This is a genomic window from Nocardioides ferulae (assembly GCF_003660455.1).
GTDB classification, from domain to species: domain Bacteria; phylum Actinomycetota; class Actinomycetes; order Propionibacteriales; family Nocardioidaceae; genus Nocardioides; species Nocardioides ferulae.
Map to the genome: position 1 here is coordinate 129321 of NZ_QZVR01000004.1, position 19507 is coordinate 148827.

Annotated in this window: 17 protein-coding genes; all 17 read left to right on the forward strand. The window is 69.6% G+C overall.

Going from position 1 to position 19507, the window contains the following annotated elements; genetic code table 11:
• Positions 1 to 232 precede the first annotated feature (232 nt).
• Entirely contained in the window at positions 233 to 661 is a 429-nt protein-coding gene (gene rplK / locus D6B71_RS06935) for a 50S ribosomal protein L11 (RefSeq protein WP_121253385.1), read from the forward strand.
• Between the two features lie 140 nt (positions 662 to 801).
• Entirely contained in the window at positions 802 to 1521 is a 720-nt protein-coding gene (gene rplA, locus D6B71_RS06940) for a 50S ribosomal protein L1 (RefSeq protein ID WP_121253387.1), read from the forward strand.
• Between the two features lie 213 nt (positions 1522 to 1734).
• Positions 1735 to 2529, forward strand: coding sequence for a hypothetical protein (locus D6B71_RS06945; protein ID WP_126688198.1), 795 nt, complete (start codon positions 1735 to 1737; stop codon positions 2527 to 2529).
• Between the two features lie 261 nt (positions 2530 to 2790).
• Complete coding sequence (gene rplJ / locus D6B71_RS06950; protein ID WP_121253391.1) at positions 2791 to 3474, forward strand: 50S ribosomal protein L10; 684 nt, start codon at positions 2791 to 2793, stop codon at positions 3472 to 3474.
• Positions 3475 to 3558: 84 nt separating this feature from the next.
• Positions 3559 to 3951 (forward strand): 50S ribosomal protein L7/L12, encoded by a 393-nt coding sequence (gene rplL / locus D6B71_RS06955; protein ID WP_121253393.1) that lies wholly within the window; start codon positions 3559 to 3561, stop codon positions 3949 to 3951.
• Between the two features lie 335 nt (positions 3952 to 4286).
• Positions 4287 to 5240 (forward strand): ABC transporter ATP-binding protein, encoded by a 954-nt coding sequence (locus D6B71_RS06960; RefSeq protein ID WP_121253395.1) that lies wholly within the window; start codon positions 4287 to 4289, stop codon positions 5238 to 5240.
• Between the two features lie 3 nt (positions 5241 to 5243).
• On the forward strand, positions 5244 to 6029 hold the full coding sequence (locus D6B71_RS06965) for an MlaE family ABC transporter permease (RefSeq protein WP_121253397.1): 786 nt from the start codon (positions 5244 to 5246) through the stop codon (positions 6027 to 6029).
• 4 nt (positions 6030 to 6033) lie between these two features.
• Entirely contained in the window at positions 6034 to 6861 is an 828-nt protein-coding gene (locus tag D6B71_RS06970; protein ID WP_121253399.1) for an MlaE family ABC transporter permease, read from the forward strand.
• Between the two features lie 4 nt (positions 6862 to 6865).
• Positions 6866 to 8164, forward strand: coding sequence for an MCE family protein (locus tag D6B71_RS06975; protein WP_121253401.1), 1299 nt, complete (start codon positions 6866 to 6868; stop codon positions 8162 to 8164).
• Positions 8161 to 9195 (forward strand): MCE family protein, encoded by a 1035-nt coding sequence (locus D6B71_RS06980; RefSeq protein WP_121253403.1) that lies wholly within the window; start codon positions 8161 to 8163, stop codon positions 9193 to 9195. Before D6B71_RS06975 ends, D6B71_RS06980 begins: the two co-directional genes overlap by 4 nt.
• 7 nt (positions 9196 to 9202) lie before the next feature.
• Complete coding sequence (locus tag D6B71_RS06985; protein WP_121253405.1) at positions 9203 to 10183, forward strand: MCE family protein; 981 nt, start codon at positions 9203 to 9205, stop codon at positions 10181 to 10183.
• A complete protein-coding gene (locus D6B71_RS06990) occupies positions 10180 to 11349 on the forward strand; it encodes an MCE family protein (protein ID WP_164519566.1) in 1170 nt (389 codons plus the stop codon). The genes D6B71_RS06985 and D6B71_RS06990 overlap by 4 nt, the downstream gene beginning before the upstream one ends.
• Entirely contained in the window at positions 11346 to 12845 is a 1500-nt protein-coding gene (locus tag D6B71_RS06995) for an MCE family protein (protein ID WP_121253407.1), read from the forward strand. Before D6B71_RS06990 ends, D6B71_RS06995 begins: the two co-directional genes overlap by 4 nt.
• Complete coding sequence (locus tag D6B71_RS07000; RefSeq protein WP_121253408.1) at positions 12842 to 14128, forward strand: MCE family protein; 1287 nt, start codon at positions 12842 to 12844, stop codon at positions 14126 to 14128. Before D6B71_RS06995 ends, D6B71_RS07000 begins: the two co-directional genes overlap by 4 nt.
• A gap of 98 nt (positions 14129 to 14226) precedes the next feature.
• Complete coding sequence (locus D6B71_RS07005) at positions 14227 to 14796, forward strand: hypothetical protein (protein WP_126688199.1); 570 nt, start codon at positions 14227 to 14229, stop codon at positions 14794 to 14796.
• A 2-nt stretch (positions 14797 to 14798) separates the two neighbouring features.
• A complete protein-coding gene (locus D6B71_RS07010; protein WP_164519567.1) occupies positions 14799 to 15644 on the forward strand; it encodes a J domain-containing protein in 846 nt (281 codons plus the stop codon).
• A gap of 330 nt (positions 15645 to 15974) precedes the next feature.
• Positions 15975 to 19439: a DNA-directed RNA polymerase subunit beta gene (rpoB, locus tag D6B71_RS07015; RefSeq protein ID WP_121253414.1), complete on the forward strand. Its 3465-nt coding sequence runs from the start codon at positions 15975 to 15977 to the stop codon at positions 19437 to 19439.
• Positions 19440 to 19507: the final 68 nt, after the last annotated feature.

Here is a 19507-nt window from a genome sequence, read left to right on the forward strand (position 1 = left end):
TCGAGCGAGCGCCGCGACGGAGGAGCGAAGTCGCGACGCGCGTGCCGAGATCCACGACATCGCTCGACGGGACGCACCGGCCGAGACGGGCGCTCACCCTCAGGTCCGCCGGACCCCCGGATTTCCCAACACCCCGCAGCAACCCGCACAATAGTGCGGTTGTTCAGCAACTCAGGTGGCAGAGGGCGTTGCCCGCCCTCGTCATGACCACGGAACAGAAAGAGACAGCGAGATGCCTCCCAAGAAGAAGATCGCCGCGCTGGTCAAGGTGCAGCTGCAGGCCGGCGCTGCGACCCCGGCCCCCCCGGTCGGTACCGCCCTCGGTCCGCACGGCGTCAACATCATGGACTTCTGCAAGGCCTACAACGCCCAGACCGAGTCCATGCGCGGCAACGTCGTCCCCGTCGAGATCACCATCTACGAGGACCGTTCGTTCACGTTCGTCACCAAGACCCCGCCGGCCGCCGAGCTGATCAAGAAGGCCGCCGGCGTGGCGAAGGGCTCGGGCGTCCCGCAGCGCGACAAGGTCGGCAAGCTCACCAAGGACCAGATCCGTGAGATCGCCCAGACCAAGCTGCCCGACCTCAACGCCAACGACATCGACGCGGCCATGAAGATCGTCGAGGGCACCGCCCGCTCGATGGGCGTCACGACCGACTGATCGATCGACCACGTCCGCGTGGTCCCGGGGCCGCACGCCCCAGACACCGACCGGCCGGGGAGCCATCCTCTCCGGACCATCCTTCGTGGCAGGGCCGCGCTGGCCCACCGAGACCACACCTGGAAGAAAGAGACCCAGACATGCAGCGCAGCAAGACCTACCGCGCAGCGGCCGAGAGCTTCGACAAGGACGAGCTCTACTCGCCGCTCGCCGCGATCAAGATCGCCAAGACCGCCAGCAAGAAGAAGTTCGACGAGACCCTCGACGTGGTCATGCGCCTGGGCGTCGACCCGCGCAAGGCCGACCAGATGGTCCGCGGCACCGTCAACCTGCCGCACGGCACCGGCAAGACCGCCCGCGTCCTGGTCTTCGCCAACGCCGAGAAGGCCGAGGCCGCCCGTGAGGCTGGTGCCGACGTCGTCGGCGGCGACGAGCTGATCGAGAAGGTGGCCGGCGGCTGGCTCGACTTCGACGCCGTCGTGGCGACGCCCGACATGATGGGCAAGGTCGGCCGCCTCGGTCGCGTGCTCGGCCCGCGCGGCCTGATGCCGAACCCGAAGACCGGCACGGTCACCCCCGACGTGGCCAAGGCCGTGAGCGACATCAAGGGCGGAAAGATCGAGTTCCGCGTCGACCGCCACGCCAACCTGCACTTCATCATCGGCAAGGCCTCGTTCTCCGAGGTCCAGCTCGCGGAGAACTACGCAGCCGCCCTCGAGGAGGTGCTGCGTCTCAAGCCGGCCAGCTCCAAGGGCCGCTACCTGAAGAAGGTCACCTTCTCCACGACCATGGGCCCCGGCATCCAGGTCGACCCCAACCGCGTGCGCAACGTGGCCGAGGAGGAGGAAGGTCAGGCCTGATCGCAGCCGCGTAGCGGATGCGATCATCGGTGGTCGAGCAGCGACCGCGACCGAGCCTGCGAGGTCGGTGCGGAGCGTGTCGAGACCGAACTGGCTTCCGGCTCTCCTGACGCCGACGTACGACGCCCCGGTCCCACGGACCGGGGCGTCGTCGTGCGTGTGCGACTCCGGCGTTCTCCTGCGCTCCCGGCCCGAGTGCGCGAAGGTGAACCGGTGAGCAGGGGTCTCGGGATGCGACGACGGGTGGCCGCCCCAGCGGCGATGGCCGCCATGACGGCCCTGCTCGCCGTGGGCGGGTGTACCGGCGACGAGGCCGATCCGGCTGCGGCGGCGGGCCCGCCGGTCCTGCCGACGTACCGGCCGGTCGACCTGGTGTCCCGGCTGGACGCCGCGATGTCGGAGGCCGGCAGCGTCCGCTACGAGGTCGAGCTGTCCGACGGCCGCACCGCCAGCGGCGAGGCCGACCTGACGGTGGCCACCGGCCGTCGGCTGCGCACCTCGGCCCTGGAGCCGCCGGCGGAGTACGTCGCCACCGGGCGCACCACGTGCGTCAGCCGGTCGGTGGTGACCGCTCTCATCGAGAGCGCGAGCAGGGGGCTGCGGACCCCGGAGTCCGACCTGCCGTGGAACTGCGTGCACGACCGGGGCTCGGTCTACGCCGTGCTGCTGCGCAACGCCCTGCAGATCTACGACCCGGTCGTGGTCGTCTCGGGTCTCGACCCGCTCCAGGAGCTCACGCATGTCGGTGCCGAGGAGGTCGACGGCGTCTGGCTGCAGCACCTGCGCGTCGCGACCTCGTGGCAGCTGGAGTTCCGGCGCGCCGACCTCTGGGTCGACGAGGCCGGGCTGCCGGTGCGGCTGGAGTGGGCACTCGACGACGAGGTGAGCGCCGTCGCCGACTTCGAGGGGTGGGGCGAGCCGGTCGACCTGACCGTGCCGCCGCCGTCGCAGCGCACGGAGCACGAACCGGTGCGGGTGCCGGTGCGCGTCGGCAGCATGCGCCCCTAGGTCGGGTCCCCCGAGTCTCGGCCGGGATTTGGTCTCCACCGCCGACCGCCCGTACAGTTTCGCCTCGAAACCAGAGACCGCCGGTTGTCGCCTCGCATCAGCGTCGCGACCGAAGGTCCCGCGAGAGCGGGCGGCCAGCGCAGGTGAGGAGCACGATCCCAGCGGTGTGAGCCGTGCGGAGTCCACGCCCCGAGCCTGTGCTCGGGGCGTCCGTCATTTCGCGGGGTCGGTGCGGTGGTCTCCCAGTCCGGAAGGAGACCCATGGCGCGGGCAGACAAGCAGGCGGCCGTCGCGGAGATCGTTGAGTCCTTCAACGACGCCGCCGGTGCCGTGCTGACCGAGTACCGCGGTCTCACCGTGAAGCAGCTGCAGGAACTGCGGCGCTCCCTCGGCGAGAACGCCAACTACGCCGTGGTCAAGAACACGCTGGCCAAGATCGCCGCCAACGAGGTGGGCATCGAAGGCTTCGACGACCTGCTCACCGGCCCGACCGCGATCGCCTTCATCAAGGGCGACGTCGTCGAGGCGGCCAAGGGTCTGCGTGACTTTGCCAAGGCGAACCCCACCCTGGTCATCAAGGGTGGCGTCCTGGACGGCAAGCCCCTCGACGCTCGCGAGGTGGCCAAGCTGGCCGACCTCGAGTCGCGCGAGGTGCTCCTGGGCAAGCTGGCGGGCGCGATGCTCGCCTCGCTGAGCCAGGCCGTCTACCTGCTCAACGCCCCCCTCGCCCAGGCCGCCCGGCTCGCCGGTGCGCTCCAGGCGAAGGCCGAGCAGGACCCCTCGATCCTCGCAGGTGGTGCCGGAGCCCCGGCGGCGGAAGCCGCCGACCAGGCCGAGGCCGCCGCCGAGGAGGCCCCGGCCGAGGCTGCCGCCGCGGACGAGGCCCCCGCCGACGAGGCGGCCGCTCCGGCCGCCTCCGACGAGGGCGAAGCCACCGAGGCCTGACCCAGGCCGAGGTTCCACACCACCCTGTTACCCGGCCCGTCCCGACATCCCTCGGCGGGCCACCGAACGGAAGGAAGCGCCATCATGGCGAAGCTCACCACCGACGAGCTGCTCGACGCGTTCAAGGAGATGACCCTCATTGAGCTGAGCGAGTTCGTCAAGCAGTTCGAGGACACCTTCGGCGTCACCGCGGCCGCCCCGGTCGCCGTGGCCGCCGCCCCCGCTGCCGGCGGCGCCGGCGACGGTGGCGACGCCGCTGCCGAGCAGGACGAGTTCGACGTCATCCTCGAGTCGGCCGGCGACAAGAAGATCAACGTCATCAAGGAGGTGCGCGCGCTGACCTCGCTCGGCCTCAAGGAGGCCAAGGAGCTGGTCGAGGCCGCCCCCAAGGCCGTCCTGGAGAAGGTTGCCAAGGACGCCGCGGAGAAGGCCAAGGAGTCCCTCGAGGGCGCCGGCGCCACCGTCACCCTCAAGTGACGTCTGCCTAGCCGCACGCCGGTCGACAGCTGACCGGCACCGCCATCAGGGCGGCCACCCCTCGGGGTGGCCGCCCTGGTCGCATTTGCGCCCCGTCCGGGCACCGGGCTCCGTCGTCGGTGCCGTGACGGCGGCCGGCCCGGTGTTTGGGCCGCTCGGCGGCGGGGTAGGTCCGGGCGGGGAGATCGACGGGGCGTGGACGACCGGTGACGAATCGACGTGATCCGCGTAACCTCGCCGCGGTAACAGCGTTGTTACCGGCGAGTGGGGGAGCGCCGCACGGCGTCGTCAGTGCCGGACGGCGGGACCGCATCGAACGGGGAGAGGGCTACGTCATGGGTGTGGAGATCAGGGTCGAGGACCTCACGAAGTCCTTCGGCAAGCAGCTGATCTGGGGCGACGTGTCCCTGACGATCCCCGCAGGCGAGATCTGCGTGATGCTGGGCCCCTCGGGCACCGGCAAGTCGGTGTTCCTCAAGACGCTGATCGGCCTGATCAAGCCCGACCGTGGCTCGATCATCATCGAGGGCACCGACATCGCCAGCTGCTCCGAGCGTGAGCTCTACGAGATCCGCAAGCTGTTCGGCGTGCTGTTCCAGGACGGCGCCATGTTCGGTTCGATGAACCTCTACGACAACGTCGCCTTCCCGCTGCGCGAGCACACCAAGAAGTCCGAGTCCGAGGTCCGTGACATCGTCATGGAGAAGATGGACCTGGTCGGCCTGGTCGGCGCCGAGGACAAGCTCCCCGGCGAGATCTCCGGCGGCATGCGCAAGCGCGCCGGCCTGGCGCGCGCCCTCGTGCTCGACCCCGAGATCGTGCTCTTCGACGAGCCCGACTCGGGCCTCGACCCGGTGCGCACCTCGTTCCTCAACCAGCTGATCGTCGACCTCAACGCCCAGATCGACGCCACGTTCCTGATCGTCACCCACGACATCAACACCGCCCGCACGGTGCCCGACAACATCGGGCTGCTCTACCACCGGCACCTGGCGATGTTCGGCCCCCGCGAGATGCTGCTCTCCTCCGAGGAGCCCGTGGTGCGCCAGTTCCTCAACGCCCAGCGGGTCGGCCCGATCGGCATGTCGGAGGAGAAGGACGCCGACGAGCTCGAGGCCGAGAAGGGCCAGGAACTGCCGCCGCTGCCCCCGATCCCGATGCAGCTCGAGCCCTCCAACGGCATCCCGCGCCGGAGCCAGCGCGAGCCCGGCGCCTGGTGCCGCGACAACGGCGTCGTGCCGCCTCCTGGTTCGTTCCAGGAGAACATGTCGATGGCCACCGGCGGCTGATCGGTGTCCTCGCTCACCGCAGCCAGGGTCCTCGCCCCGATCGGGACCGCTGGCAAGCTCTTCGCCTTCGCACTCGACGTGCTGCGGGCCCTCTTCCGGCGCCCGTTCCAGCTGCGCGAGTTCCTGCAGCAGGGATGGTTCATCGCCTCGGTCACGATCATCCCGACCGCACTGGTGGCGATCCCCTTCGGCGCGGTCATCGCGCTCCAGGTGGGTGGGCTGATCGCAGAGTTCGGCGCCCAGTCGTTCACCGGCTCGGCCTCGGTGCTGGCCGTGGTGCAGCAGGCGGCACCGATCGGCACCGCCCTGCTCATCGCCGGGGCTGGTGGTTCGGCGATCGCCGCCGACCTGGGCGCCCGCAAGATCCGCGAAGAGCTCGACGCGATGATGGTGCTCGGCATCGACCCGATCCAGCGCCTCGTGGTGCCCAGGGTGCTGGCCTGCATGATGGTCGCGTTCTTCCTCAACGGCATGGTCAGCGTGGTCGGCGTCGCCGGCGGCTACGTGTTCAACGTGGTGCTCCAGGACGGCACCCCCGGTGCCTACCTGGCGAGCTTCACCGCGTTGGCGCAGCTGCCCGACATCTGGATCGGACTGATCAAGGCGTTGGTGTTCGGGGTGATCGCCGCCATCGTCGCCTCCTACAAGGGCATGAACGCCGCCGGCGGTCCCAAGGGCGTCGGTGACGCGGTCAACGAGTCGGTCGTGATCACGTTCATGCTCCTGTTCGTGGTCAACTTCGTCCTCAGCGCGATCTATCTGCAGGTCGTGCCGCCGAAGGGCGGATAGTCACATGGCGAACATGCGCGCCGTCTATCAGCGGCCTCTCAGCTCCCTCGACGTGCTCGGCCAGCAGCTCCGCTTCTACCTGCGGGTGCTGCGCTCGCTGCCCCGCTCGGTGGCCCGCTATCCGCGCGAGATCCTGCGCATCCTGGCCGAGGTCACACTCGGGTCCGGCGCCCTGGCCGTGATCGGCGGCACCGTGGGCGTCATCCTCGGCATGACGTTCTTCACCGGCGCCCAGGTCGGACTCTCCGGCTACGCCGCGCTCGACCAGCTGGGCACCGCGGCGTTCTCCGGCTTCGTCTCGGCCTACTTCAACACCCGCGAGATCGCGCCGCTGGTGGCCGGCATCGCGCTCGCCGCGACGGTCGGCTGCGGCTTCACCGCCCAGCTCGGCGCCATGCGCATCTCCGAGGAGGTCGACGCGCTCGAGGTGATGGCGATCCCCTCGATGCCGTTCCTGGTGGCCACCCGCGTCATCGGCGGCATGATCGCGATCGTCCCGCTGTACGTCGTGGGGCTGCTGTCGTCCTACGTCGCCAGCCGCACCGTGGTCACGCAGTTCTACGGCCAGTCCGCCGGCACCTACGACTACTACTTCAACGCGTTCCTGCCACCGGGCGACGTGCTGTGGTCCTTCGGCAAGGTGCTGGTCTTCGCGGTCGTGGTGATCCTCATCCACTGCTACCACGGCTACAACGCCTCCGGCGGACCCGCGGGCGTCGGGGTCGCGGTCGGCCGGGCGGTGCGCACCAGCATCGTGGCGATCAACGTCATCGACCTGCTGCTGTCGATGGCCATCTGGGGCACGACGACCACAGTGCGGCTGGCGGGGTGAGCCGATGAGCCTGGTCCGCAGTCCCAAGATCCTCGGGGTGGTCTTCCTCGCGCTGGTCGTGCTGGCGGTCTACGCCACCTACGCGACCTTCACGAAGAAGTTCGTCGACTACGACGAGGTGACGCTGGAGACCTCCAACATCGGTCTGCAGCTGCCGATGCGCGCCGACGTGAAGATCCGTGGCGTGATCGTCGGCGAGGTGCTCGACCTCGAGAGCACCGGAGAAGGCGCCGAGATCACCCTCGGGCTGTTCCCCGACAAGCGGGAGATCATCCCGGCCGACGTGACCGGCTCGATCGTGCCCAAGACCCTGTTCGGCGAGAAGTACGTCTCCCTGGTCGTTCCCGACGGCGCCGCCGCGGACCCGATCGCAGAGGGCGACGTCATCGAGCGAACCCAGGTCGCCACCGAGGTCGAGGAGGTGCTCTCCGATCTTTACCCGTTGCTGCGCACGGTGCAGCCGGCCGAGCTGAACATGACGCTGAACGCGATCGCCACGGCGCTGGAGGGCCGCGGCGAGCGGCTGGGCGAGAACCTCGAGACCCTCGACAGCTACCTCAAGCGCTTCAACCCGCTCATCCCGGACCTGGTCGAGGATCTCCAGCTGACCGCCGAGGTCTCCGACGTCTACGCCGAGGTGCTGCCGGAGGTCTCCCAGATCCTGCGTGACTCGATCACGACCTCGGGCACCCTGGAGGACCGCGAGGCCAAGTTGCAGGCGCTGTTCGCCGACGTCACCTCCTTCTCCGGGACCGCCCGCGGGTTCCTGGCCGACAACGGCGACAACATCATCCGGTTCGGCCGGATCAATCAGCTCGCGCTTCGGGTGCTGGCGAAGTACGCTCCGGAGTTCCCGTGCCTGACCCAGGGCCTGGTCAACGCCGGCAAGCTGCAGGCCGAGGCGTTCCGCGGCTCCACCCTGCACATCGTGCTGGAGACGCTGCCGAACCAGCCGCGGGCCTACAACGTGAACGACCAGCCGCGGGTCGGCGAGGACCGCGGCCCGAACTGCCTTCACCTGCCCAACCCGCCGTGGTCCCAGGAGAACCCCCTGCGCCACGTGCCGAACCTCGACGACGGTGTCGACGAGCCCACCGGCAAGGGTGTGATGCGCGCGGCGACCGGCTGGGCCGCCACCGCCGGCATCGGCTCCGGCTACGGCCTGGGCTCCACTCCGGGCGAGTCGGCGCTGCTGAAGTCGCTGCTCGGCCCCGGCCTGGGCACCACCGCCGAGGACGTGCCCGACCTGGGCGTGCTGCTGGTGGGGCCGATGGCGAAGGGTGCGGAGGTGAGTCTGCGATGAAGGTGTTGGACAAGCAGACGGCCGGCGACGCGGTCAAGCTGCTGATCTTCATCCTGGTGACCACGATGGCCACCGCGGTGCTGGTGGTCACGGTCGGCAACCTGAGCTTCGGAGCGAGCCGGGAGTACCACGCCGAGTTCGTCGACGCCACGGGCGTGGTGGAGGGCGACGACGTCCGCATCGCGGGCGTCAAGGTCGGCACGGTCGAGAGCATCGAGGTGGTCGACCGCAACCGGGCCCAGGTCACGTTCACGGTGCAGGAGTCGACCCGCCTGACCGAGGCCACGCACGCCTCGATCCGCTACCGCAACCTGGTCGGCCAGCGCTACGTCTCGCTCTCCCAGGAGGGCACGGCCGGCGGCGAGCTCGACGAGGGCGACACCATCCCGGTCAGCCAGACCTCTCCCGCGCTCGACCTCACGGTGCTGTTCAACGGGTTCAAGCCGCTGTTCCAGGCGCTCTCGCCCGACGACCTCAACAAGCTGTCCTACGAGATCGTCCAGGTCTTCCAGGGCGAGGGCGGCACCCTCGAGGGTCTGCTGGCGCACACCGCGTCCCTGACCAACACCCTCGCCGGTCGCGACGAGCTGATCGGCGACCTGATCGTGAACCTGGACCAGGTGCTCGACCACATCGGGGACCGCGACGACCAGCTCAGCGAGCTGATCGTGAACTTCCGCACCCTCGTGGGCGGGCTCAAGGACGACCGGCAGGCGATCTTGTCCTCGCTCGACCAGATCTCGGAGCTGTCGGTCGAGACCGCCGACCTGGTCTCGGGCATCCGCCCCAAGTTCGCCGAGGACATCAAGCAGCTGCGGCGCTTCGCCGGCAATGTCGACCGCAACAAGGCCGAGCTCGACCGTGCGCTGCAGGTGCTGCCGATCAAGCTGAACAAGATCGGGCGGACCGCCACCTACGGCTCGTGGTTCAACTTCTACCTGTGCAACTTCCAGGGGCGGGTGCGGCTGGCAGAGAACGTGTCGATCCCGGTGAAGTACAACACCGGCTCCGAGAGGTGTGATCTGAGGTGAGCAGGCGGTGAAGCCGTTCCGCGAGCGCAACCCGGTGACCATCGGCGCGATCAGCCTGGTCGTCCTGGCCGCCATGCTCTTCGGCGCCTTCCGGGCCCAGGACCTCCCCCTGATCGGTGGCGGCGAGACCTACTACGCCAGGTTCGCCGAGTCCGGCGGCCTCGAGGCCGGCGACGAGGTCCGGATCGCCGGGGTCCGCGTCGGCGAGGTCGAGTCCGTCCAGCTCGACGGCGACTCGGTGCGGGTCGCCTTCCTGGTCGAGGAGCCCTCCGAGTTCGGCACCGAGACCCGGGCGGCGATCAAGGTGAAGACGCTGATGGGCCAGATGTTCCTGGCGCTGGAGCCGGCCGGCTCCGGCCAACTGGAGGCCGGCGGCGAGATCCCCGCCGAGCGCACCACCTCGCCGTACGACGTGGTGCAGGCGTTCGAGGGTCTCGGCGAGACCTCGGCGCAGATCGACACCGACCAGCTGGCCGACTCGCTCACCACCCTGGCCGACCTGACCCGCAACACCCCCGAGGAGTTCCGCGACGCCCTGCAGGGTGTCTCGGCGCTCTCGGAGACCATCGCCTCTCGCGACGAGGAGATCAACTCGCTCCTGGGCAACCTCAAGCGGGTCTCGTCGGTCCTCGACGAGCGCGACGAGGACCTGGTGGCGCTGATGCGCGACGCCGACGTGCTGTTCGGGGCTCTCGTCCAGCGCCGCGAGGCGGTGCACAACCTGCTGGTGTCGACCCGCTCGCTCTCGCGGGAGCTCACCGGACTGGTGCGCGACAGCCGGGCCGACCTCAAGCCCGCGCTCGAGCACTTCGACAACGTGCTGGCGGTGCTGAACAAGAACGAGGACAACATCGACAACTCGCTGCGGCTGATGGCGCCGTTCTACCGGGTGTTCACCAACACCCTCGGCAGTGGTCCCTGGTTCGACACCTACATCCAGAACCTCCCGCCGGTCCCGAACCTGGCCAACGGGGGTGGCCTCGGATGAGCGACGTGATGGGCGTGCTCAAGCGGGCCCTGCCGCTGCTGGTGGTCGGTGCCCTCGTGGTCGCCGGCGCCCTGACGGTGTTCGGCGGCGACGACCAGAAGACCCTCACCGCGCACTTCCCGCGGGCGATCTCGATCTACGAGGGCAGCGACGTGCGGGTGCTCGGGGTGCCGGTCGGCACCGTCGAGAAGGTCACCCCCTCGGGCACCGACGTCGAGGTCACCGTGCGCTACGACGCCGACGTCTCGATCCCGGCCGACGCTCGCGCGGTGATCGTGGCGCCGTCGATCGTCGGCGACCGCTACGTGCAGCTGACCCCGGCCTACGACGGCGGCGAGGTGCTCGCCGACGGCGCGGTGATCGCGGAGGACGACACGGCCGTGCCGCTGGAGCTGGACCAGATCTACTCCAGCCTCGACGACCTCACGGTCGCGCTCGGCCCGCGCGGCGCCAACTCCGACGGGGCCCTGACCGACCTGCTCGAGACCACCGCCGAGAACTTCGCCGGCGAGGGCGAGCGGTTCCACCAGACCATCGAGGACTTCGGCCAGCTCAGCACGACGCTCGACGACAACAAGGAGGAGCTGTTCGGCTCCCTCGGCGAGCTCCAGAAGTTCGTCTCGACGCTGGCCGAGAACGACCAGACGGTCCGCCGCTTCAACAACTCGCTGGCCGAGGTGTCGACGATGCTCGCCGGAGAGCGCGAGGAGCTCACCGCCTCGCTGCGCAACCTGTCGGTGGCCCTCACCGAGGTCGGCGGGTTCGTCCGCGAGAACCGCGACATCCTGGGCAAGAACATCCGTGGTCTCAAGCGGGTGGCGGCGGTGCTGGTGCGCCAGCGGGCCGCACTGGAGGAGACCTTGAAGACCGCGCCGGTGGCGCTCGGCAACCTGTTCCTGACCTACAACCCCCAGTCGGGCACCCTCGACACCAACGCGAACATCGGCAACATCGTGCACCAGATCCAGTCCGACCCCGGCCTGCTCGTGTGCGCGTTGATCGGCAACGTCGACCCGGGCGGTCAGCTGTGCGACCTCGCCGAGACGATCCTCCCGCGCTCGGCGATCTTCGGCGACGTACGCCGCACCGGCCGCGCCGCGGGCACGGTGCGCGGTGACCGGTTCGACCTGAGCCTCGGCGGACTCGTGGAGGTGGACCGGCCATGATGCGGTTGTCCCGACTGCGAGCCCTGCTCGCCGTGCTGCTCGGCTCGGTCGTGCTCTCGGGCTGCGACTTCGACGTCTACCACCTGCCGCTGCCCGGCGGCACCGACACCGGTGACTCGCCGATCGAGGTGACGGTGCACTTCCGTGACGTGCTCGACCTGGTGCCGCAGTCCTCGGTCAAGATCAACGACGTCAGTGTCGGCAAGGTGACCGAGGTCGAGCTCGACGGCCAGACGGCCGAGGTCACCCTCGAGCTGCACGGCGACACCGAGCTGCCCGCCAACGCGGTCGCCGAGATCCGCCAGACCAGCCTGCTGGGCGAGAAGTTCGTCTCGCTGAGCGCTCCGGAGGAGGGCGCCGAGGAGGCGCCGCTGGCCGACGGCGACGTGATCCCGCTGGAGCGGAGCGGACGCAACCCCGAGGTCGAGGAGGTGCTGGGCGCGCTGAGCCTGGTGCTCAACGGCGGCGGGGTGGCCCAGCTGAAGACCATCGCCAGCGAGCTCAACCTCGCGCTCGAGGGGCGTGAGGACTCCACGCGCTCGGTGCTGCGCCAGGTCGAGTCGCTGATGGGGCAGCTCGACGACAGCCGGGCCGACATCGTGGACGCGATCGACTCGTTGAACGCCCTGGCCCGTCAGGTGCAGCGCGAGCAGCCGACCATCGACGCGGCACTCGACGAGCTGCCCAGCGCGATCGCCTCGCTCGACACCCAACGCGACGACCTGGTCCGGATGCTCGAGGCGCTCAACCGCCTCGGCGACGTCGGCACCCGGGTGGTCCGCGAGTCGAAGGCCGCGACCATCGAGACGTTCCGCCAGCTGCAGCCGGTGCTGACCGAGCTGGCGAACTCCGGCGACGCGTTCGTCAACGCGTTCAACGTGTTCTTGACCTATCCGTTCGTCGACGAGGTGGTCGGCCGCGACCCGCAGGTCGCCCGCAACCTGCACATGGGCGACTACACCAACCTCTCGGTCCAGCTCGACCTGGACTTCTCGCAGCCCGGCGGACCCGAGATCCCGGGCCTGCCCACCGAGGTGTGCATCCCGTTCAGCGAGCTCTCCGACATCACCGACCTGCCGGCGCTCGAGGACCTCTGCAAGGGGGCCCTGTTGAAGGTGACCAACTGCCTCAACGACCTCAAGGACGGCGACCTCGACCTCAAGATCTGTGAGCGCCTGGTCAACGACACCGTCGACGCCGTGGTCGACCTGATCTGCCAGACGCCGCTGGGCGAGCTGCCGATCGGCCTGTGCCCCGGTAGCGGAGGCGGCGGTGGCGGCGGCGGTGGCGGCGGCGGTGGACTGCCGCTGCCGGACCTGCCGATCCTCGGTGACCTCGGCGGTCTGCTGGGCGGCGGCGCCCCGCGGGCACCGTTCGGGGCTCCCCGCGAGGCCGGCGGTCCCGCGGGCGTCCGCGGCCCGACCTACGGCCAGCTGATGGCCGCCTACGACCCAGCGTTGGTCACCCTGCTCGTCCCCGGGATGGTGGTCCGATGATCACGAAGCGCACCAAGGTCCAGCTGATGGTCTTCGCGCTGATCACACTCGTCGGCGTCAGCTTCGTCGGCGCCCGCTACGCGCGCCTGGACCGGTTCTTCTTCGACGACACCTACACGGTGGTGGCGCACTTCTCCGAGTCGGGCGGCATCTTCGCCGGCGCCGGGGTGACCTATCGCGGGGTCGGCATCGGCAGCGTCGACAAGCTGGTGCTCACCGAGGACGGCGTCGACGTGCACCTGTCCATCGACGACGAGTGGGACGAGATCCCCGCCGACAGCCTCGCGCTGGTCGGCAACCGCTCGGCCGTCGGCGAGCAGTACGTCGAGCTCCAGCCGCAGACCGACGAGGGCCCCTTCCTGACCGAGGACGCCGAGATCGGACTCGACGACACCCGAACCCCGCTGCCCACCGAGCAGCTGCTCACCGACATCTCCGAGACGGTCTCGTCGGTCGACCGCGAGGCCCTGCAGACCACGGTCTCCGAGCTGGGCGCCGCGTTCACCGGCACCGGCGAGGACCTCCAGCGGATCATCGACACCGGCAACAGCTTCATCGAGTCCGCCGACGAGAACTTCGAGCTGACCACCGCGCTCATCGAGGACGGCAACACGGTGCTCCGGGGGCAGGCCGACTCCGCCGGCGCGCTGCGCACGTTCGCCCGCGACCTCTCGCTGTTCAGCGGGGCACTGGCCGGCTCCGACCGCGACCTGCGCCGGATCATCGAGAACGGCTCGGCGACGGCCACCCAGCTGCGTACCTTCCTCGAGGAGAACGAGGTCGACCTGGGCCAGCTGATCAACGACCTGGTGACCACCGGCGAGATCCTGGTCACCCACCTCGACGGGGTCGAGCAGGTGCTGGTCACCTACCCCTACGTGGTCGAGGGTGGGTTCACGGTCGTCTCGAAGTCGCCCGACACCGGGCTCTACGACGCCCACTTCGGACTGATCATCACCACCAACACGCCCTGCCACTCCGGCTACCAGAGCACCGACACGCGTCCGCCGCAGCAGCGCGAGGACCTGCCGATGAACGAGGACGCCCGCTGCACCGAGCCGCCCTCGGTGAGCAACGCGCGCGGCGCCCAGAACATCGGGCAGCGGGCAGGGGCCAACTACCGCGCGCCGGTGATCGCGTCCTACGACCCCGAGACCGGGGACGTCTCCTGGGGCGACCGGGTCGACCCCGAGCTCGCCGCCACCGGTAGCGTGGCGCCGCGCACCCTGGGAGAGGAGTCGTGGAAGTGGTTGTTCCTGGAGCCTCTGGCGACCACGGGTTGAGCGCCGCTGAGGACCAGAGGTCGAGCCTGCACACCACCGAGCGATCCACCGACGCGAGCACGGGGACCGGCCAGCGGTCCGGCCGCGGGCGGGTCGGCGTGCTCGTCCTGCTCGTCGTGGTCCTGATGGTCGCGCTCGGAGCCGCCGCCTGGCTGGCCGTCGACGGCGGCGACGAGCCCGACCGGCAGCAGGCCGACCGCGAGGAGGTGATGGACCAGGCCCGGCAGTTCATGCTCCGGGTCAACACCTACGGTCCCGACCTGCTCGCCGAGGACGGCACGATGCCCGACTACCGCGAGCTGGTGCTCGAGGTGATCACCCCCAAGTTCCGGGCCGACTTCGAGGAGAACGTGACCGTCGCCGAGCAGACGGTCTCGCAGGCCGGGCTCGGGCGCACCGCGGAGGTCTACGGCGTGGGGGTCTCCGCGCTCGACGAGGACTCCGCGACCGTGCTGGTCGCCGGTGCGTTCACGAACTCCTACCCGGCCGCCGGCGGATCCGCCGACGAGGGCACCGGTGATGATGCCGGGGACGGCGCGGACGACTCCGACGGCCAGCGCGTGGAGGATCAGCCGGCCCCGTTCCGGGTCGAGGTCCAGCTCGTGCTCACCGGCGGCGAGTGGCTGGTCGACGACTTCTCGCCGGTCACCGGGGAGGAGGAGCAGTGAGCGTGCCGAGCCCTACCTGGTACGACCTGCTCGCGGTCGACGCCGATGCGTCGGAAGACGAGGTCCGGGCCGCCTGGAAGGCCGCGATCGCCGATCTCGATCCCACCGACCGCCGGTTCCGTGTGGTCAACGAGGCGGCGGAGGTGCTCCTCGACCCGGCCCGCCGAGCGGCGTACGACGCCGAGCTGGCCGCCCGGGCCACGCCCGGCGACGACGCGTCCCCCCAGGTCGTCAGCGCGCCGGCCGGGCGGGACGACGTCCGCGGCACGGCGACTGCGAAGGCCGAGCACCCCATCGGCGCCGGGGCGACCAGCGCGCCGGAGGAGAGGCGGGACGGCGCTGTGGGTCGCACCGTCCCGGGGTGGCTGCTGGGCGCGGTCGCGGTGCTCGCGGCCGCGGCGGTGGGGCTCGCCGCCTGGCTCGCGACCGGACGCGCCGAGGACGACCGTGTCGTCGAGGCCACGGAGGCCGCCCGGGCTGCGGCGGTCCCCGCGGCCGAGGCCGTGCTCAGCTACGGCTACGACACCCTCGACGAGGACCAGGCGGCCGCCCAGTCCTACCTCACCGACGACTACCGGGAGAAGTACGACGGGCTGTTCGAGGTGATCCGCCAGAACGCGCCGGGCACCGAGACCACCGTCCGTGCCTCGGTGATCGCCTCAGGCATCGTGCGGTCGGGGGAGGACAGGGTGCAGGTGCTGCTCTTCGTCAACCAGACCCGCACCAACGCCGACACCGAGAAGGGTGGCGAGCCGACCGTCTTCAAGAACTGGGCGACGGTGACGCTCGAGGAGGTCGACGGCGACTGGCTCGTCGACGACATGACCAGCACCCCGGCGGGCGGCTGAGCCGCCTCGCCGGCGACTTCACATCGCCGCCGCTCCGACGCCGGACCTCCGGCCGGCGAGCGCCCGGCGAGCGCGGACGGCCGCGGGAGTGGTCCAAGCCGGCGGGGGTACCGTGTCCCCATCGGCGGCGGGGCTGCTTGACCTGGGCCCCGCGGAGGCTCATGATCTTCCGCAGACCATCGATCTGCGGTGGCCGCGGCGTTGTCCTGCGCCGGTTTCTCGGGTATGGTTGCGCGTTGCGCCTGCCCTCATATGCTCATCCGCCTGTCCGGTGGTGGATCGAGTGGTGGGCGGCGCCATTCCCAGAGCGAACCCGTCGAAGGACACCTCTTGGCCGCGCGCACCAATTCTGGTAACCCCCGCCGCATCTCGTTCAACAAGATCCAGGACCCCATCGAGGTCCCGAAGCTCCTCTCGCTGCAGACCGACAGCTTCGACTGGCTGATCGGCAACGACCGCTGGACCGCCGAGGTCGAGCGCCGCACCGCCGCCGGCGAGGACGTCTCGGCCAAGTCCGGCCTCCAGGAGATCTTCGAGGAGATCTCCCCGATCGAGGACTTCTCCGAGACGATGTCGCTCTCGTTCGAGAACCCGGTCTTCTACGACCCCAAGTACACCGTCGACGAGTGCAAGGAGAAGGACTTCACCTACTCCGCGCCGCTCTACGTCTCGGCCGAGTTCACCAACAACGACACCGGTGAGATCAAGGGCCAGACGGTCTTCATGGGCGACTTCCCGCTCATGACCGACAAGGGCACCTTCATCATCAACGGCACCGAGCGGGTCGTGGTGTCCCAGCTCGTGCGCTCCCCGGGCGTCTACTTCGAGCGCTCCGCGGACAAGACCTCCGACAAGGACATCTACACCGCCAAGCTGATCCCCAGCCGCGGCGCCTGGCTGGAGTTCGAGATCGACAAGCGCGACATGGTCGGGGTCCGCCTCGACCGCAAGCGCAAGCAGAACGTCACGGTGCTGCTCAAGGCCCTCGGCTGGACCAACGAGCAGATCCGCGAGGAGTTCGGCGAGTACGAGTCGATGATGCTGACCCTGGAGAAGGACCACACCCAGGGCCAGGACGACGCGCTGCTCGACATCTACCGCAAGCTGCGCCCGGGCGAACCGCCGACGCGTGAGGCCGCGCAGACGCTGCTGAACAACTACTACTTCAACCCCAAGCGCTACGACCTGGCGAAGGTCGGCCGCTACAAGATCAACAAGAAGCTTGGCCTGGTCGAGGCGTTCGACCAGCAGACGCTGACCATCGACGACGTCGTCGCCGCCATCAAGTACATCGTGGCGCTGCACGACGGCCGCGAGCAGCTCGAGATGCCGCAGGGCACCCTCGACATCGCCGCCGACGACATCGACCACTTCGGCAACCGCCGGATGCGCACGGTGGGCGAGCTGATCCAGAACCAGCTGCGCACCGGCCTGGCCCGCATGGAGCGCGTCGTCCGCGAGCGGATGACCACCCAGGACGTCGAGGCGATCACGCCGCAGTCGCTGATCAACATCCGCCCGGTCGTCGCGGCGCTGAAGGAGTTCTTCGGCACCTCGCAGCTGAGCCAGTTCATGGACCAGACCAACCCGATCGCCGGGCTGACGCACAAGCGCCGCCTCTCCGCGCTCGGCCCCGGTGGTCTCTCCCGCGACCGCGCCGGCATGGAGGTCCGCGACGTCCACCCGTCGCACTACGGCCGGATGTGCCCGATCGAGACGCCCGAAGGCCCCAACATCGGCCTGATCGGGTCGCTGGCCTCCTACGGGCGGATCAACCCGTTCGGCTTCGTCGAGACCCCCTACCGCAAGGTCGAGGGTGGCCGGGTCACCGAGAAGATCGACTTCCTCACCGCCGACGACGAGGACCGCTACGTCATCGCGCAGGCCAACGCCGCGCTCGACGACGACGGGCGCTTCACCGACGAGCGGGTGCTGGTGCGCCAGCGCGACGGTGAGGTCTCCGAGATCCTCGCCGACGAGGTCGACTACATGGACGTCTCGCCGCGCCAGATGGTGTCGGTGGCGACCGCCCTGATCCCGTTCCTCGAGCACGACGACGCCAACCGGGCGCTGATGGGCGCCAACATGCAGCGCCAGGCGGTGCCGCTGATCAAGTCCGACTCGCCGCTGGTCGGCACCGGCATCGAGTACCGCGCCGCGGTCGACGCCGGTGACGTGGTCGTCGCCGACAAGGCCGGCGTGGTCAAGGAGGTGTCCGCCGACGCCATCGACACGATGAACGACGACGGCACCTACTCGACGTACCGGCTCGCGAAGTTCCGCCGCTCCAACCAGGGCACGTGCATCAACCAGCGTCCGCTCGTCAACGAGGGCGACCGGCTCGAGGTCGGCAGCCCGATCGCCGACGGGCCGTGCACCGACGACGCCGAGATGGCGCTGGGCACCAACCTGCTGGTCGCGTTCATGCCGTGGCAGGGCCACAACTACGAGGACGCGATCATCCTCTCCCAGCGGCTGGTGCAGGAGGACGTCCTCACCTCGATCCACATCGAGGAGCACGAGGTCGACGCCCGCGACACCAAGCTGGGCCCCGAGGAGATCACCCGGGACATCCCGAACGTCTCCGAGGAGATGCTGGCCGACCTCGACGAGCGCGGCATCATCCGGATCGGCGCCGAGGTCACCACCGGTGACATCCTCGTCGGCAAGGTCACCCCGAAGGGCGAGACCGAGCTCACGCCCGAGGAGCGGCTGCTGCGCGCGATCTTCGGTGAGAAGGCGCGCGAGGTCCGCGACACGTCGATGAAGGTGCCGCACGGTGAGTCCGGCACGGTCATCGGCGTGCGGGTCTTCGACCGTGAGGACGGCGACGAGCTGCCTCCGGGCGTCAACCAGCTGGTGCGGGTCTACGTTGCGCAGAAGCGCAAGATCTCCGTCGGCGACAAGCTCGCCGGCCGCCACGGCAACAAGGGTGTGATCGCGAAGATCCTGCCGATCGAGGACATGCCGTTCATGGAGGACGGCACCCCGGTCGACGTGGTGCTGAACCCGCTGGGTGTGCCGCGACGGATGAACATCGGCCAGATCCTCGAGCTGCACCTGGGCTGGCTGGCCAAGCAGGGCTGGGACCTCAACCTGTCCGGCGACCCGGACGACGCGGAGTGGAAGCAGCGGCTGATCAAGATCGGCGTCGACACCGCCGCTCCCGACACCAAGGTCGCGACCCCGGTGTTCGACGGCGCGCGCGAGGACGAGATCACCGGGCTGCTCGGGGCGACCATCCCCAACCGCGACGGCGTGCGGATGATCGACGAGACCGGCAAGGCGAACCTGTTCGACGGCCGGTCCGGTGAGCCGTTCCCCGAGCCGATCTCGGTCGGCTACATGTACATCCTCAAGCTGCACCACCTCGTGGACGACAAGATCCACGCGCGCAGCACCGGCCCCTACTCGATGATCACGCAGCAGCCCCTGGGCGGTAAGGCCCAGTTCGGTGGCCAGCGGTTCGGCGAGATGGAGGTCTGGGCGATGGAGGCGTACGGCGCCGCCTACGCCCTGCAGGAGCTGCTCACGATCAAGTCCGACGACGTGCCCGGTCGGGTCAAGGTCTACGAGGCGATCGTGAAGGGCGAGAACATCCCCGACTCCGGCATCCCCGAGTCGTTCAAGGTGCTCGTCAAGGAGATGCAGTCGCTCTGCCTCAACGTGGAGGTCCTGTCCCAGGACGGCACCGCCATCGAGATGCGCGACGCGGAGGAGGACGTCTTCCGCGCCGCCGAGGAGCTCGGCATCGATCTGTCCCGTCGCGAGCCCAGCTCGGTCGAAGAGGTGTGATCGAGGAACGCGCGGAGCGCCTGTTCCTCGGAACGGACGAGTCAGCACGGCGCTCCGCCGTTCCTCGC

Excerpts from the sequence above, each read along its gene's own strand:
- rplK (WP_121253385.1), top strand. The coding sequence starts at position 233 with ATGCCTCCCAAGAAGAAGATCGCCGCGCTGGTCAAGGTGCAGCTGCAG.
- rplA (WP_121253387.1), top strand. The coding sequence starts at position 802 with ATGCAGCGCAGCAAGACCTACCGCGCAGCGGCCGAGAGCTTCGACAAG.
- rplJ (WP_121253391.1), top strand. The coding sequence starts at position 2,791 with ATGGCGCGGGCAGACAAGCAGGCGGCCGTCGCGGAGATCGTTGAGTCC.
- rplL (WP_121253393.1), top strand. The coding sequence starts at position 3,559 with ATGGCGAAGCTCACCACCGACGAGCTGCTCGACGCGTTCAAGGAGATG.
- D6B71_RS06960 (WP_121253395.1), top strand. The coding sequence starts at position 4,287 with ATGGGTGTGGAGATCAGGGTCGAGGACCTCACGAAGTCCTTCGGCAAG.
- D6B71_RS06970 (WP_121253399.1), top strand. The coding sequence starts at position 6,034 with ATGGCGAACATGCGCGCCGTCTATCAGCGGCCTCTCAGCTCCCTCGAC.
- D6B71_RS06975 (WP_121253401.1), top strand. The coding sequence starts at position 6,866 with ATGAGCCTGGTCCGCAGTCCCAAGATCCTCGGGGTGGTCTTCCTCGCG.
- D6B71_RS06980 (WP_121253403.1), top strand. The coding sequence starts at position 8,161 with ATGAAGGTGTTGGACAAGCAGACGGCCGGCGACGCGGTCAAGCTGCTG.
- D6B71_RS06990 (WP_164519566.1), top strand. The coding sequence starts at position 10,180 with ATGAGCGACGTGATGGGCGTGCTCAAGCGGGCCCTGCCGCTGCTGGTG.
- D6B71_RS06995 (WP_121253407.1), top strand. The coding sequence starts at position 11,346 with ATGATGCGGTTGTCCCGACTGCGAGCCCTGCTCGCCGTGCTGCTCGGC.
- D6B71_RS07000 (WP_121253408.1), top strand. The coding sequence starts at position 12,842 with ATGATCACGAAGCGCACCAAGGTCCAGCTGATGGTCTTCGCGCTGATC.